Annotated in this window: 17 protein-coding genes; 12 read left to right on the forward strand and 5 right to left on the reverse strand. The window is 46.9% G+C overall.

Translation table 11 applies throughout. The features are described 5' to 3' along the window. The first annotated feature begins 50 nt into the window (after window positions 1-50). From CBI30_RS01545 to rodA, 5 genes are read left to right on the forward strand one after another with little or no spacing between them, the layout of a single operon-like run. Complete coding sequence (locus tag CBI30_RS01545) at window positions 51-1094, forward strand: rod shape-determining protein (RefSeq protein WP_088526580.1); 1044 nt, start codon at window positions 51-53, stop codon at window positions 1092-1094. Between the two features lie 24 nt (window positions 1095-1118). Continuing rightward, entirely contained in the window at window positions 1119-2048 is a 930-nt protein-coding gene (mreC, locus tag CBI30_RS01550) for a rod shape-determining protein MreC (protein ID WP_088526767.1), read from the forward strand. After that, window positions 2045-2569 (forward strand): rod shape-determining protein MreD, encoded by a 525-nt coding sequence (gene mreD / locus CBI30_RS01555; protein WP_088526581.1) that lies wholly within the window; start codon window positions 2045-2047, stop codon window positions 2567-2569. The genes mreC and mreD overlap by 4 nt, the downstream gene beginning before the upstream one ends. Window positions 2570-2577: 8 nt before the next feature. Further along, complete coding sequence (gene mrdA / locus CBI30_RS01560; protein ID WP_088526582.1) at window positions 2578-4485, forward strand: penicillin-binding protein 2; 1908 nt, start codon at window positions 2578-2580, stop codon at window positions 4483-4485. Further along, window positions 4467-5618: a rod shape-determining protein RodA gene (rodA, locus tag CBI30_RS01565; RefSeq protein WP_088526583.1), complete on the forward strand. Its 1152-nt coding sequence runs from the start codon at window positions 4467-4469 to the stop codon at window positions 5616-5618. The genes mrdA and rodA overlap by 19 nt, the downstream gene beginning before the upstream one ends. A 94-nt stretch (window positions 5619-5712) precedes the next feature. Here the strand turns inward: rodA and CBI30_RS01570 are convergent, their stop codons facing one another. The 3 genes from CBI30_RS01570 to CBI30_RS01580 form a co-directional block, all read right to left on the reverse strand. Continuing rightward, window positions 5713-5997 carry an HU family DNA-binding protein gene (locus CBI30_RS01570; RefSeq protein ID WP_088526584.1) on the reverse strand — a complete coding sequence of 95 codons (285 nt, stop codon included), beginning with the start codon at window positions 5995-5997 and terminating at the stop codon, window positions 5713-5715. 54 nt (window positions 5998-6051) lie between these two features. Next, window positions 6052-7005, reverse strand: a complete 954-nt coding sequence (locus CBI30_RS01575) for an IS30 family transposase (RefSeq protein WP_088526585.1) — start codon at window positions 7003-7005, stop codon at window positions 6052-6054. Window positions 7006-7170: 165 nt separating this feature from the next. Beyond that, the gene (locus tag CBI30_RS01580) at window positions 7171-7536 is read right to left on the reverse strand and encodes a hypothetical protein (protein WP_088526586.1); all 366 of its coding nucleotides are present in this window, start codon (window positions 7534-7536) and stop codon (window positions 7171-7173) included. A gap of 163 nt (window positions 7537-7699) precedes the next feature. Here CBI30_RS01580 and CBI30_RS01585 point away from each other — a divergent pair, with 163 nt between their 5' ends. After that, complete coding sequence (locus CBI30_RS01585) at window positions 7700-8602, forward strand: aspartyl/asparaginyl beta-hydroxylase domain-containing protein (protein WP_088526587.1); 903 nt, start codon at window positions 7700-7702, stop codon at window positions 8600-8602. Between the two features lie 3 nt (window positions 8603-8605). Here the strand turns inward: CBI30_RS01585 and CBI30_RS01590 are convergent, their stop codons facing one another. After that, window positions 8606-8902, reverse strand: a complete 297-nt coding sequence (locus CBI30_RS01590; protein WP_088526588.1) for a DUF167 domain-containing protein — start codon at window positions 8900-8902, stop codon at window positions 8606-8608. A gap of 22 nt (window positions 8903-8924) precedes the next feature. On the opposite strand from CBI30_RS01590, the gene can reads away from it, so the two are divergent. The 6 genes from can to CBI30_RS01620 are packed head-to-tail and all read left to right on the forward strand — an operon-like array spanning window position 8925 to window position 15154. After that, a complete protein-coding gene (gene can / locus CBI30_RS01595; RefSeq protein WP_088526589.1) occupies window positions 8925-9590 on the forward strand; it encodes a carbonate dehydratase in 666 nt (221 codons plus the stop codon). Between the two features lie 8 nt (window positions 9591-9598). Next, window positions 9599-10486 (forward strand): LpxL/LpxP family acyltransferase, encoded by an 888-nt coding sequence (locus tag CBI30_RS01600; RefSeq protein WP_088526590.1) that lies wholly within the window; start codon window positions 9599-9601, stop codon window positions 10484-10486. Between the two features lie 38 nt (window positions 10487-10524). Continuing rightward, window positions 10525-11277 carry a metallophosphoesterase family protein gene (locus CBI30_RS01605; RefSeq protein WP_088526591.1) on the forward strand — a complete coding sequence of 251 codons (753 nt, stop codon included), beginning with the start codon at window positions 10525-10527 and terminating at the stop codon, window positions 11275-11277. 7 nt (window positions 11278-11284) lie between these two features. Then, a complete protein-coding gene (locus tag CBI30_RS01610; protein WP_088526592.1) occupies window positions 11285-12703 on the forward strand; it encodes a serine/threonine protein kinase in 1419 nt (472 codons plus the stop codon). Between the two features lie 33 nt (window positions 12704-12736). Beyond that, window positions 12737-13474 (forward strand): pseudouridine synthase, encoded by a 738-nt coding sequence (locus CBI30_RS01615; protein ID WP_088526593.1) that lies wholly within the window; start codon window positions 12737-12739, stop codon window positions 13472-13474. A 60-nt stretch (window positions 13475-13534) separates the two neighbouring features. Beyond that, window positions 13535-15154 (forward strand): peptide chain release factor 3, encoded by a 1620-nt coding sequence (locus CBI30_RS01620; RefSeq protein ID WP_088526594.1) that lies wholly within the window; start codon window positions 13535-13537, stop codon window positions 15152-15154. A gap of 2 nt (window positions 15155-15156) precedes the next feature. On the opposite strand, the gene CBI30_RS01625 is transcribed toward CBI30_RS01620, so the two are convergent. After that, the gene (locus tag CBI30_RS01625) at window positions 15157-15405 is read right to left on the reverse strand and encodes a hypothetical protein (RefSeq protein ID WP_088526595.1); all 249 of its coding nucleotides are present in this window, start codon (window positions 15403-15405) and stop codon (window positions 15157-15159) included. Window positions 15406-15438: the final 33 nt, after the last annotated feature.

Here is a 15438-nt window from a genome sequence, read left to right on the forward strand (position 1 = left end):
TATCATTCCTATATATATTTTTTAACACTTACTTATTTTCCCACTACATCATGTTTGGTTTTTTCCGCAGCTACTTTTCTAATGACCTGGCCATCGACCTAGGTACCGCTAACACCTTAATTTACATGCGTGAACGAGGTATTGTGCTTGATGAACCATCGGTTGTGGCAATTCGCACCGAAGGCGGCCCAAATGGCAAAAAAACCATTTTGGCCGTTGGAAAAGAAGCAAAAGCGATGTTGGGTCGTGTTCCTGGAAATATTGAGGCGATTCGCCCCATGAAAGACGGTGTTATTGCCGATTTCACGATTACAGAGCAAATGCTCAAGCAATTCATCAAATTAGTTCACGAGAGCAAGCTGTTAAAGCCAAGCCCACGAATTATCATTTGCGTTCCTTGTGGCTCCACCCAAGTTGAGCGTCGTGCGATTCGCGAATCTGCATTAGGTGCAGGCGCATCTCAGGTATTTTTAATTGAAGAGCCAATGGCCGCAGCGATCGGTGCTGGTCTGCCAGTATCAGAAGCAGCCGGCTCGATGGTGGTTGACATCGGTGGTGGTACAACCGAAGTTGGTGTGATGTCATTGGGTGGCATGGTGTACAAAGGCTCTGTTCGTGTTGGTGGCGATAAGTTTGATGAGGCGATCACAAATTACATCCGTCGTAACTACGGCATGTTGATCGGCGAACAAACTGCTGAGTTAATCAAGAAGACTATTGGCTCCGCATTTCCTGGTCAAGAAGTACGCGAGATGGAAGTAAAGGGTCGCAATCTTTCCGAAGGTATCCCACGTAGCTTCACTGTGACAAGCAATGAAGTGCTGGAAGCCTTGACAGACCCGTTGAATCAAATCGTGACCGCAGTAAAAGCAGCGCTGGAGCAAATTCCTCCTGAGCTCGCGTCCGATATCGCTGAGCGCGGCATGATGCTGACTGGTGGTGGCGCATTGTTGCGTGACCTCGATCGCTTGCTGCTCGAAGAAACTGGCCTCCCAATTCATGTTGCAGAAGATCCCCTCACTTGCGTCGCTCGTGGTTGCGGTATTGCTTTAGAGCGCATGGACAAGCTGGGTGGCGTGTTCTCACAAGAGTAATTGACTTAAGTATTGATTAGGGAATTGCAACATAGCGCTCCTCCTCTTTTCAGACAAGGCGTTCCGGCTTTAGTCAAACTGATTGTCTGTCTATCGATCAGCGTCGCATTGATGTTGATCGATTTCCGCTTTAAAGCGCTCGACCCCATTCGCAACAACGTCAACTGGTTGTTGCGTCCACTTGAGTATGCAATGATGATGCCGCGTAATGCGTATGAAGCTACATCAGAATATTTCACAACACGCGGAACACTCGATAAAGAAAATCAAGAAATGAAAGTGCGACAAGCGGAGCTCTCTTTGCTTGCCAATCAATCTGAGTTTCTTCTCGTCGAAAATCAAAATTTGCGCCAGTTAATGGATTTGCAAAAACAAACTTCATTTAAAACCCTGCCGGTTGAAATTTTATTTAATCCACCCAACCCGATTTCACAACGCATTGTGGTGAACCGTGGAAGCAGTGATGGTCTCAAGCTCGGCAACCCCATCGCCAATGACTCCGGCATCTTGGGGCAAGTGGTGCGTATTTACGATCACTCCGCGGAAGTCTCTTTATTAGAGGATCGTGATTTCGCAGTTCCCGTACAAGTAGCCCGCAACGGCTTGAGGGCAGCGGTTTTTGGTGTGGGGCGCGGCAATCCCCTCGAGCTTCGCTATCTTCCAGTAGCTAGTGACCTAGAAGTAGGCGATGTGCTTATTACCTCTGGCATTGACGGAGTTTATCCTCCAGGCTTTGCCGTTGCAGTAATTAGCCGCATTGAACGCAATGCCGATAAAAACTCTTCGAATGTATTTTGCGTACCGGTTGCGCCAGTCAATCGCTATCGCCAGGCCTTAGCCCTACTTTACGATCCGCAGTGGGATGCCAAAGCATCCACTGCAACTAGCAAACCCGGCGCACCCCTGACAAACACGCCTGGTCGTCGCCAAACTCGTGCGCGAGGCATGCAATGATTGATTTTCAAAGCGGCTATATTCTGCGCCCGGTCAATCCGGTATTTATTTATTTCAGCTTGTTTTGTGCGCTGCTGTTGAATCTCTTGCCAATTGGCAATTACGGCTGGGTGCCAGACTGGTTGATTATTTGTATTGTATTTTGGAATATCCACCAGCATCGCTATGTGGGCGTGATCATTGCATTTACTCTTGGCCTGTTGATGGATGTTCACAACTCTGACCTATTGGGTCTTCATGCCTTTAGCTACTCATTGGTTGCCTTTCTTGCAATCTCTTGGCATCGGCGAATTATTGCTTTATCTGTCATGACGCAAGCACTCCACCTTTTACCAATCTTCTTATTGGTTTCACTATTCCCCGTACTGGCACATTGGTTGTTGAGTGGGGAAATTTATTGGTGGGCATTGACTGGCGCGATTCAAGCACTGATCGAAGCATTATTGTGGCCCCTGGCAACGCGCATCTTGCTGTCGCCCCAACGTCGCCCAATTGACGTTGATCACAACCGTCCCATTTAAAGAGCGGTATGGTTTCATTTAAAAAACCAGATCTCGACTCATTTCAAGAGCGCATTTATATTGCGACTTTGTTTGTTACCTTTTGCTTCTTATTATTGATTACACGCTTAGTGTGGCTACAGCTAGTGAGTCACGGTAAATATGCACTCCTCGCTGAAAATAATCGCATAGCCTTGGTGCCCGCGCCAGCGAACCGAGGCCTCCTGATAGACCGTAACGGCATTGTGATTGGTAGAAACTATTCTGCCCTGACTTTGGATGTGAATGCTGAAGAGGTCAAAGGCAATGTGGATGAGCTGATTGATGAACTCTCCAAAATCGTACTGATTTCACCTAGAGATCGTCGGAATTTCAAGCGCTCCCTCGAAGATTCTCGAAAAATGGGCATCTTTCCCCTTAGATCGATGCTCACTGAGGCAGAAACAGCCCGTTTTATGGCTAATCGCTATCGATTCCCTGGGGTAGAGATCCGCGCCCGGAGCTTTCGAGAGTATCCCTACAATGAGTTAGCCTCCCATTTAATCGGCTACATCGGGCGAGTTTCCCAGCGCGATAAAGAACGTATGCAGTCAGAAATTGAGAGCTCCAGAGTAGATGATCCCGATGCATTGCAGACCTCTTTTTTGCCGGGGATTCAATACGTTGGAAAGATTGGTTTAGAACAAAGCTATGAAACTGTTCTCCGCGGCGTACCAGGCTATGACCAGGTAGAAATCACTGCGGGCGGCAAACCCGTGCGTACACTTTCTAGCTCGCCGTCTGTGCCTGGAAAAAATGTCGTGCTCTCCGTAGATATCAAACTGCAATATTTAGTCGAGCAACTCTACGGAAACTTCCGCGGGGCATTTGTTGCGATCGAGCCAGAGACTGGTGACATCCTGGCTTTTGTCTCAAAGCCAAACTTCAATCCCAATGACTTTGTTGAAGGCATTGATTCAGTGACCTGGAAAGAGTTGAATGACTCGCCCCAAAAGCCACTCTACAACCGTCCCCTCAAAGGCATCTATCCGCCTGGATCAACTTATAAACCGTTCATGGCGCTTGCTGCTTTAGAAACCAAAAAGCGCACGCCATCACAAACGATTTCTGACCCAGGTTATTTTAATTTCGGCAATCACACATTTCGCGATGATAAAAAAGGTGGGCATGGCATTGTCGATATGCAAAAGTCTATCGTTGAATCCTGCGATACCTACTATTACACGTTGGCACGTGACATGGGCGTGAATATGATGCATGACTTCATGAAGCCATTTGGCTTTGGACAAATCACAGGGATTGACTTGCAAGGCGAATCAAAAGGCATCCTACCGTCAACCGAGTGGAAAAAAAATACCTTTAAGAAACCAGAGCAGCAAAAATGGTACGAGGGTGAAACGATCTCCCTAGGCATTGGTCAGGGCTACAACGCATTTACTATTTTGCAGTTGGCGCATGCCATGGCCAATATGGCGAACAACGGCATTGTGATGAAGCCGCACTTAGTAAAGGCGATTGAAGATCCCTTTACTAGACATCGCACTCTAACCACGCCCAAAGAAAGTTATCGCATTGATCTTGTTCCCGAGAACATTGAGGTAATTAAGAAGGCAATGGTCGAAGTAAATAATTCAGGTACCTCTGCTTCTGTTTTTAAAGGCACCGGATATCAAGTCGGCGGTAAAACAGGAACGGCCCAAGTATTTAGTTTGAATTCAAAAGAATATAAACATGGATCTACTGCAGAGTTTTTGCGTGACCATGCTTTATACATTGCTTTTGCTCCTGCAGAAAAACCGACCATTGTGATTGCGATGGTAGTTGAGAATGCTGGATTTGGAGCGCAGCATGCTGCACCCATTGCGCGTAAGGCGCTCGATTTTTATCTTGAGGGTAAATGGCCAAAGGAGGTTCCTGAATGGAAAAGAGCGCCATAAGCAAAGCAAAGAAAATATTTTTCAGTATTTTCAGTGGGCTTGATCGCCAGCTAAGTCTTATTCTGATTGGCTTGGCGGCTGTAGGGTTTATTACCTTTTTATCGGCCAGCCAAAATACACCCGTTCGCTTTGAAGATGAACTACGCAACCTAGCACTCTCTTTTGTTGTGATGTGGCTGGTCTCTCGGGTTCCACCGAAATGGTTAGAGACGGCTGCAGTTTGGATTTATGGAGTGGGCATCGCACTACTCGTTGCGGTAGCTGTATTTGGCCTGATTAAAAAAGGTGCGAGGCGGTGGCTCAATATTGGATTCGTCATTCAGCCTTCGGAATTAATGAAGATTGCCATGCCACTCATGCTGGCTTGGTACTTTCAAAAACGTGAGGGCATACAAAAATCTTGGGACTATGGAGTGGCCGCCATCATTCTCGGTATTCCAGTATTGCTGATTGCGCGTCAACCTGACTTGGGTACTGCGCTCTTAGTATTTGCTGCGGGTATGTACGTGATCATTCTGGCTGGTTTACCTTGGAAATGGATTTTGCCATTTATAGGTGTTGGCGTATTTGGAATTATTCTCGTCATTATTTTTGGAGACACTATTTGCGCCAATGATGTTGTATGGCCATTCGTTCACAACTACCAGAAGCATCGAGTATGTACTTTGCTCGATCCGAGTAGCGACCCCCTTGGAAAAGGTTTTCATACGATTCAATCCATGATTGCCATCGGCTCCGGTGGTTTTTTTGGTAAGGGTTGGTTTCAAGGCACTCAAGCACATCTGGAATTTATTCCAGAAAAACACACTGACTTTGTCTTTGCTGTTTTCTCTGAAGAGTTTGGACTATTAGGTAATTTGGTGTTGCTAGCACTTTTCTTTGCACTTGTTAAAAGAGGTCTAGCTATTTCCGCAAGCGCGCCCAATTTGTTTACTCGCCTGCTCGGGGCATCAGTGACGCTGATTTTCTTTACCTACGCCTTTGTCAATATTGGGATGGTAAGCGGACTACTACCGGTGGTAGGTGTTCCCCTACCCTTCATTAGTTATGGGGGCACTGCTCTAGTGACGCTGGGGTTTGGGGCTGGAATTTTGATGAGTATTCACCGCCATCGACGGCTGGTGCAAAGCTAGAAAATAGGGCCAAAATATATGCGCAAGATTATTGCGCTATTTCTAGAAACAAAAAAGCCCGGCATGCCGGGCTTTTTCATCGACAAAGCAAGAATTACTTCTTACGCTTGTTAACTGAATCTTTAAATGCTTTACCAGCAGAAAACTTAACAGTTTTAGCAGCAGCAATTTTGAGTGGCTCGCCAGTTTTTGGGTTACGACCCATACGCGCAGCGCGCTTACCAGATGCAAAAGTACCAAAACCGATCAGTTGTACTGAGTCGCCTTTAGTAACAGCTTTAATGATTTGCTCAATAGCAGAATTCAATGCAAATTCAGCTTTGGCTTTTGAGATCTCAGCATCGCCAGCAATAGCTGCGATTAGTTCTGCTTTGTTCAAGTGAAGCTCCTTATAAATATTGATGTCGGCGCACGTTGCGCTTACATGGCGGATTCAAACACGAAGTGCAACACGGTTTAAAGATTGCATAAAGACTTCACTTGGTGTTTTAAATCCCAAGCGCTTTCTGGGTCGGTTGTTTAATTGATCTTGGATCATTCTAAGCTCCTCATCCGTTACGGTTGATAACTGTCTTTTCTTGGGGATGTATTGCCTTAGCAGTCCATTGAAGTTTTCATTCGATCCCCTTTGCCAGCTAGCAAAAGGATCGGCAAAGTATGTGGTGCTATTTAATGCAGCATCAATTTTGCTGTGTCCTGCAAATTCCTTCCCGTTGTCAAAAGTAATAGTTTTGACCAGTGGGGCTAAGGGACTCAGTTTGTTAATGATGGCGCTACCTACTGAATCAGCAGTTTTATTGATGACTTTGGCGATGAGGGCATAACCACTCTTACGTTCTACTAAGGTCACTACGGCTTGCTTGTGATGGGCTCCAATGATGGTATCGCCTTCCCAATGACCCACTTGGGCTCGAGTCTCAATATGGACCGGGCGCTCGCTAATGGGCCTTCTGCCGATGATCTGACCTCTGCGTTCCCGACCGCTGGCATAGCGCTTTTTACGCTTCTTTTGGCAGCGCAGCTGTTGATATAGGCTACCGCCAGCCGCTTTATCCGCATAGACATGGCGGTAAATCGTCTCATGGCTAATGCCTACTTGATTGGCAATTTGGACTGGGCTCCACTTGTCTAAGAGGCAATCAACTGCCTTGCTCCAGTCGGTAGCAGCAATCTGGGTAGCGTTGCGAGAGCCTAAGGATCGTTCTTGCGTCAAGAGACAGGCTTGCCTAGGTCGATAACCCTTACCTCCCGTATTGCGAGCAAGCTCACGGCTAATGGTCGACTTATGTCTATCCATCAGCTTTGCAATCTGGGTTTGGGTTTTTCCGTCTTTCATGAGGATATAAATCTGATATCGTTCAGTTTGGCTAAGGTGTTGATAGGTCATGGCTACTTTGACTTGCAGGTCTAGAAGCTTTGGATACTAAAACATCCTTAGCCACTAGGCGTTTATCAAAGTTGCACTTCGTAGTTGAATCCGCCCATTATTTTAACCACAAAAAATTATAAAAATAAAGCTGCGTTACAGCAATTTTATTAATTGCCTATTTTTTTACTCTTCTATCACTGTGACACCCGACACAAAATACTCGGTATCGCCAAAACAGCTTGTAGGCAATCCAATATGCTGGTCATACTTAAGGGCAACCTTTTTACCTAAATTGGCATTGATTTTTTGCGCCACAGCATCTTCACGCACCGTAAAAAGGAACTTTTCAGACATGGTTCCCGGCATGGAAACCATTGCCAACTCCCCCTCCCAGGTTTTGCAAATGTATCCACGATTAGAAAACTTCTGGACGTAACCAGCTCGCTCGCCACTACCGTAGCTCCAATTGAACATAATCCAGGTGTACACCGCCAAGCCAGCCAAGCCAATCAAAACAAGGCTTACGAGCCATTTTACAAATCCATTCATGTGATTTTCCTTAATAAATCATCCTTGCAGCCCTCATTAGGTGCAATCCCTGTAGCCTGTTTTGACCCCAATTCATATTTGAGCATAATCATTACAGAAATAGGGATGAAATCACCCTCTATCCAAATTAAAATACTGGTATTAACGCTAATTGGTAAATCCCATGGAACTACGTCACGTCATCTTTATTATCTTTGTTGTCTCGGCTATTTATGTCTACTTTAGAGGCAAGGTTCGATTTGGCATAGTGCGCTCACTGACGGACTATCAAGTTCTTTTGGCACCCATCAATTGCCTGCTCTATTTATTTTCCAAAACCAAGGCTGGGGCATTTATTCCGGTTGCGGACTTCCCTGAAATGAAGCCCCTTCAAGATCATTGGCAGACCATCAGAGATGAAGCGCTCGCACTAAATGCAGATGGTGCCATAGCAGCCGCTACGGGATACAACGATATTGGGTTTAACTCCTTTTTTCGTACGGGCTGGAAACGCTTTCACCTCTACTGGTATGGCAAAGAAATGCCTTCGGCACAACTAAATTGCCCTAAAACTGTGGCACTTCTCAAATCTATACCCTCAATTAAGGCGGCAATGTTTGCCTCCTTGCCGCCAGGAGCAACGCTAGTGCGCCACCGCGACCCTTATGCAGGCTCGTTGCGCTATCACATTGGCCTAGTTACCCCAAATGATCCCAAATGCTTCATTGATGTGGATGGCGAGCGTTATTACTGGAAGGATGGCGAAGCTGTGATGTTTGATGAAACCTACATTCACTATGCCGCCAATGAAACAGATCAACAGCGTATCGTCTTATTTTGCGATGTGGAGCGCCCAGTTCACACTAAATTGGTGCAATTATTAAATCGCTTGTTTGGGCGCTATGTCATGAGCGCCGCCTCTTCTCAAAACGTCGAGGGAGAGAAGGTAGGATTTGTAAACATTCTCTTTAAGTATTTTTATCACTTAAGGGCACAAGCGAAAAAACTTAAAGCAAAACATCGTAGCGTTTACTACATCGGCAAGTGGGTTTTGATTCTAGGAATCTTGTGGGCAATCTTTTGGTAAGCCCTAGGGGCTGAGTACTTCAATAATTTGCTCTGGGGTGATTGAACCCCAGATTTCCACCCGCTTGATACGGCTATTTTGCCCAGATAGCAGCTGAATTTGTTTTTGTGGCACCCTTAACTGCTTGGAAAGCCAAGACAACAGCATCTCATTCGCCTTATTTTCCAGGGCAGGAGCCTGAAGAGATATCTTAAGGCAACCATCATGCAGTCCGACCACCTTGGTCAGCTTTGCGCCCGGCTGGCAATGTAAATTCAGGGTAATGCCGGTGGGGGTTTGTTTTAACCAAAGGGGCATCATCAAAGTACTTTAAACTCAAATCATGATTATGAAGAACTCTAGCGCCTTAGACCAGTTATTTGCCAATAATCGCGAATGGGCTGAAGCCAAGATCGCCAAGGACGCCGATTTTTTCAAGCGCCTGGTTTCTCAGCAAGCACCAGAATATCTTTGGATTGGCTGCTCAGATAGTCGCGTGCCTGCAAACGAAATTGTGAACCTGCTTCCAGGTGAACTCTTTGTCCACCGTAACGTTGCCAACGTGGTTGTTCATACTGACTTGAATTGTTTATCGGTAATTCAATTTGCGATTGACCTATTGAAGGTAAAGCATATTTTGGTGGTTGGCCACTATGGCTGTTCTGGTGTGCATGCCGCTCTCGCAGACAAACGCATAGGTCTTGCTGATAATTGGCTGCGCCACGTTAAGGACGTCCATCAAAAGCATGGGCGCTATCTTGGGGACAGTATTCCAACTCCAAAACGCCAAGATCGCTTATGCGAGCTTAACGTCATCGAACAAGTTGTCAACGTTTGCGAGACCACTATCGTGCAAGATGCTTGGTCGCGGGGTCAGGATCTAACTGTTCATGGTTGGGCCTATCGCCTTGAAACTGGCTTGGTAAATGATTTAGGCATGTCCATTAGCTCTACCGAAGAAATGAATCTACGTTACGCCAAATCCTTATCTCGCTACGACGTCGAATAAATTCAGCTTTGTTTAAAAACTTTTCGAACTACACCGGAGTTGCTCTCCTCAGATTTCTGGCATCCCTTCCATATAAGACTTTAGTTTCACTCGGTTATGGCTTAGGTTACTTGGCATCACACATCCCCAATGATCGCAATCGCGTTGTTCAGAAAAATCTAGAGCTCTGCTTCCCGGAGCTCAGCGCACATGAGATTGATCAACTCAGAAAACAACATTGGCGGCTACTAGGCCGCAGCCTGGTAGAGAAAAGCATTATTTGGCTGGGCAGCACAAAACAGCTCAGTAACATGATCGAAGTTCAATCTGAGGTAGACCTCGCCGATAGAAAACCTCGAATCTTAGTAAACATGCACTTCGTCGGCATTGAAGGCAGCATTATTTTGAGCGCACTCGCAAAAGATAAAGGTTGGCCCCGCACCTCTGGTTTTTTTCAAAGAATGAAAAGCCCTTTCTTCAATCAAAAGATTGTTGAGTGGCGCAATCGCTTTGGTGGAAACTCTATTGATCGACAAGGAAACTCGATTGCGCTCATTCGAGAAATCCACAAGGGTAGCTTTATCATCATTGCGCCCGATATTGATTTGGGTCTTAAGGACTCCGCCTTCGTGCCCTTCTTCAATATTCCAACCAATACGATCACGGCCGTATCGCGCCTTGCCAAAATAACGGGCGCGCAAGTCTGCATGATGATCACAACCCTCAAAAAAAATGAAGCGGGCTATATCTGCTCCATTAGCAAGCCCCTGGAGAATTTCCCGACCGACAATCCTGAGGCAGATACTGCACGGCTAAATCAGATTTTTGAACAGGAAATTCGCCTCAGGCCCGCCGAATATTATTGGGTACATAAGCGCTTTAAAAATAGACCTTTTAACGAAGTAAGCCCTTATTAGCCCTTCTGCTAGAGGCGCTTTTGTCCTATCATTAAAGAATGACCGAACGTATTGGGCTATTTGCCGATCTACATAGCAATTTAGAAGCTTTTGATGCCTGCATGGAGCAGGCTAAAGAGCTTGGCGTCACCCGTATGGTTTTTTTGGGAGACCTTGTTGGCTATAACGCCGATCCTGGCGCCGTGATTGATCGCATCGGCGAAATGGTTGCCAACAAGAAGGCGATTGCAGTTCTAGGCAATCATGATCAAGCTGTATTTGAAGACCACAGCAAACAAATGAATGCGAGCGCAAACGCAGCAATCGAGTGGACCAAAAGTCAGCTGAACGCCACCCAAGTACAGTTTCTAAAAGATTTACCGTTAATGATTCAAGAAGAGAACATATGCTTTGTTCATGCGTCAGCTCATAATCCTGCCGACTGGAATTACATTACCGACAGCATGAGTGCTTGGCGTTGCGTACAAAGCTCAGGCAAGACATACACTTTTGTTGGTCATGCTCATGAACAAGCGCTCTTTTATCAAAGCGCTGTCGGCAAGCTGATTCGTTTTGCTCCGCATCCTGGTGATGAAGTGCCGGTAATGCATCATCGCCAATGGGTTGGAGTAGTGGGATCCCTTGGTCAGCCGCGAGACGGAAATCCTGAAGCCTGCTTCGCAGTATTTGAGCCAGAATTAGAAGTCTTGACCTTTCACCGCACCGCCTACGATCAATTCACCGCAGCGGATAAAGTCCGCCGTGCTGGATTGCCGGAAGATCTTGCCAATCGCCTCATCACAGGCAAATAATTTCCCCATGCCAATTAACACTGATATCGAAGCAGTTGATGAGATTTTTCAAGATGGCAAAGTTGTAGATGGATTTATTTTGGGAACGGAGGTTCATCGTGGTGGCATGGCCAGCCTGTACTCCGCAACCAAAGAGGGGATTGATGTACCCATTCTTCTAAAGATTCCAAGGGTCGGTCGCGATCAACCTGTTGAAAGTCTGATTGGTTTTGAAACCGAACTCACCATTCTGCGCTCACTTAAGAGCCCCTATGTTCCAAAATATCTCGGCTCTGGCAATATGGCCACGCGCCCCTACATTGCAATGGAACGAGTTGCGGGGCGACCCCTTGAGGACTCCATAAAAGAAGGTAAAGTTTTTACAATCGATGAGGTGGTGCAGATTGGTTCTGACCTAGCGCAAGCGGTGCAATCGCTACATTCTCAGGATGCAATTCATTTAGATATCAAGCCAGAAAATATTCTGATTGACGATCAAGGCAAACTCACTTTAATTGATTTTGGTCTGTCGCATCATGCGCGCTTCCCCGACTTACTCGCAGAAGAAATGCGCAAAGGTATTGGTTCCGCGCCCTATATCTCACCAGAGCAAGTCATCGGTATTCGCTCAGACTACCGTAGTGATATTTTCTCTATCGGCGTCATCATGTACGAGCTTCTGACAGGAGAGCTTCCTTTCGGCAATCCACAGACAATGAGCGGCTTGCGCAAAAGGATGTGGGCACAAGCGTTCCCCCCACGTGCAATCCGCAAAGAAATTCCTCGTTGGCTACAAGAGATTGTTTTGCGCTGTCTAGAGCCCCGTGCAGCAGACCGCTATCAAAGCGCCACCCGCTTACGTCAAGTCTTGCTGAATCATGAGAGCGTCACTCTTACCGAGCGTGCGGATCGGGTTGATCCACTGAGCTTTTGGGATAACCTGAAGCGCATGTTGCGCGCTGCGGGTTACGAGCCCTCACCCAGCCCGCGCCCCAGTATGGGAAATTACGATGCCCCATTAATGGTTGCGGCAATCGATACGCGGCAATCAGATGCAGATTTGCGCGAGCGCATGCAAACAACTGCTAAAAATTTACTATACGCATATCCTGAAAGTCGCCTAGTGTGTATTAGCACCATTGCAGGCACACCTACTTTTGAAGGCAACCAAGAAAGTGAAACTGCTAGTGGCATCGTCCGTGGCCACCTCGTTCAGCTAATGGAATGGGCAAAGCCCTTGAAATTGCCGCCGGAGCGCATTTCGTATCACGTACTAGAAGCGCTTGATCCAGCCAGTCGAATCGTAGAATTCGCCAAAGACAATGATGCTTCGCTGATCTTGATTGGCGCCTCTCACAAACTGCCAAACAAAGTAACGCCTTGGCGAACCTCAATGACGAAGATCGTTGAAGAGGCCCCTTGTAGCGTGCATATCGTCAGAACCTAGTCTTTAGCAGGGCAATTGCCCGATAATGCAGTCATGGAAGAAAAAATTCGTGTATCCAAGCTACTTTCTGAGCTAGGCCTATGTTCCCGTCGTGAAGCAGACTCTTATATTGAACAGGGCCTGGTCACCGTAGATGGTGAGGTAGTCAATGAGCTAGGCTCCCGCGCCTTTCGTCATCAGAAGATTGAATTACAGTCAGGCGCTAAAGCACAACAAGCCTCCCGGATTACCGTCATCCTCAATAAGCCCGTAGGCTTTATTTCTCATTTTGATGACGAGCAAGAGTATCAACCTGCCGCCTCACTGATTACCCCAGACAATTACTTTGCTAGCCCGCTAGATAAGGGTCGCAATCCACGCTTTAATACCCGCGGCCTGGCACCAGCTGGGCGTCTTGATATTGACTCCACCGGCATGCTGGTCTTGACTCAAGATGGTCGCATTGCAAAACTCCTCATTGGTGAAAATAGTCCTATTGAGAAAGAATATTTAGTCCGCGTAGAAGGCGCTCTCTCTTTTGAAGATCTAGACCGCTTAAAACATGGCCTGGAATTGGATGGAGTAGTTTTAAAACCAGCCCAAGTGAGCTGGCAGAATGAAGATCAGCTCCGCTTTGTTTTGCGTGAGGGGCGTAAGCGTCAGATTCGTCGTATGTGCGAGATGGTTGGTCTTAAAGTTCTAGGATTAAAGCGGGTACGCATGGGCAAAATTTCTCTTGGCGCCCTACCCCCCGGTAAATGGCGCTTTGTAAGGCCTGAAGAGCAATTCTAAGGGGCTGTGCCCGCTTATAATTCTGTCAACTAGATTAGGCACAGAATTACCATCGATACCATCACCTCCAGCACTCCCGGCGCAGAAGTTTTAAGACGTCGCAGCTTTGCCATCATCTCTCACCCAGATGCGGGTAAAACCACGCTCACAGAGAAACTCTTGTTATACGCGGGCGCCATTCAAATTGCGGGTAGCGTGAAGGCTCGCAAGGCCAGTCGGCACGCCACCTCGGACTGGATGGAGATTGAGAAACAACGCGGTATTTCGGTTGCAAGCTCTGTAATGCAGATGGAATATCGCGATTGCGTTATTAACCTCTTAGATACTCCAGGGCACCAAGACTTCTCGGAAGACACTTATCGCGTACTCACCGCAGTAGATTCTGCGCTCATGGTGATTGATGCGGCCAATGGTGTGGAGTCACAAACCCTGCGCTTGCTTGAAGTCTGTCGTGCACGCAATACGCCAATCGTCACCTTCATTAACAAAATGGATCGCGAAGTAAAGCCTCCCATGGAATTAATGGATGAGATTGAAACTGCACTTGGCATTGAAGTAGTTCCTTTTACGTGGCCAGTGGGCATGGGCAAATCATTTGCCGGTGTAATCGATATCGCCAACTCCCAAATGCGCATGTTCAAGGCAGGCGAAGATCGCGTGACGGAAGACTCTCATGCAATAGTTGATATCAATGACCCTGCACTGAAGGAGCGTCTTGGAACCGATCTTGAAAATGCGCTTGCTGAAGTAGATTTAATTAAAAATGCTATGCCCGCATTCGATCGTGAAGCATTTTTAGCGGGGCGTCAGTCACCGGTGTTCTTTGGCTCAGCCATCAATAACTTTGGCGTGCGAGAAATCCTCAACACCTTAGTAGAACTTGCGCCATCACCTGGCTCACGCAAGGCTTTACAGCGTGAGGTGAGTCCTGCTGAAAATAAATTTACTGCAGTTGTCTTTAAGATTCAGGCAAATATGGATCCAGCTCATCGAGATCGAGTTGCCTTCTTGCGCATTTGCTCAGGACATTTTCAGCGTGGTATGAAACTCAAGATTTGTCGTAATGGTAAAGAAGTGCGCACCAATAATGCCCTATCTTTCCTGTCACAACGGCGCGATATTTTGGATGAAGCTTACCCTGGCGACATCATTGGCCTGCCAAACCATGGGCTGCTGAGGCTAGGTGACACACTCACTGAAGGTGAGCAATTGCAATTTACCGGCCTGCCATTTTTTGCACCAGAGATTTTCCGCATGGTGGAGTCGGCTGACCCATTGCGTTCCAAACAATTACGCACTGGCTTGATGCAGCTAGGCGAAGAGGGCGCGATTCAAGTGTTTCGCCCCATGATAGGCGGCACTATGTTGCTCGGTGCATTTGGACAGCTGCAGTTTGAAGTGGTTAGCCATCGCTTGCAAACTGAGTATGGTGCCGAAGTTCGCCTGCTTCCTGCGCGCTACAACCTGGCGCGCTGGGTAAGCTCAGATGATCCTGTGGCGCTGAAGAAATTCATTCAAGAAAATATTCACCGCATGGCTGAAGACGTTGTAGGTGCTTCTGTATTTTTAGCCAGCCATAAATCCGAATTAGATGTCGCTCAACAACGTTGGGAGTCCATTCAATTCCATGCCTTAAGAGAGCATGCCGGCCTGATCTACCAATCAGACCTAGCTGGCTAACTCTAGCGCGGACTTGCTTGCGGCCAATTGCAGTCAAACACTGCAACTAGCTGAGTATCACTCTTCCTAAAAGATGCAGTCTTGCCATATTGCGCACAATAAGAATTTGCTTTTTGCATCAGCGATGCAATGGATTCGCCATCACTGTTGAGAAAAGTAACGTGATTCGCATCCGAAGCATCGGTGTAAACCGCAGCACAACCACTCAAACTGAGAATGCTTAACAACAGAATATATTTGAGATACTCCATACAATTCCTCTTATCCGCTAAATAGGTTGATCG

The sequence above is a fragment of the Polynucleobacter aenigmaticus genome, assembly GCF_002206635.1.
GTDB lineage: Bacteria > Pseudomonadota > Gammaproteobacteria > Burkholderiales > Burkholderiaceae > Polynucleobacter > Polynucleobacter aenigmaticus.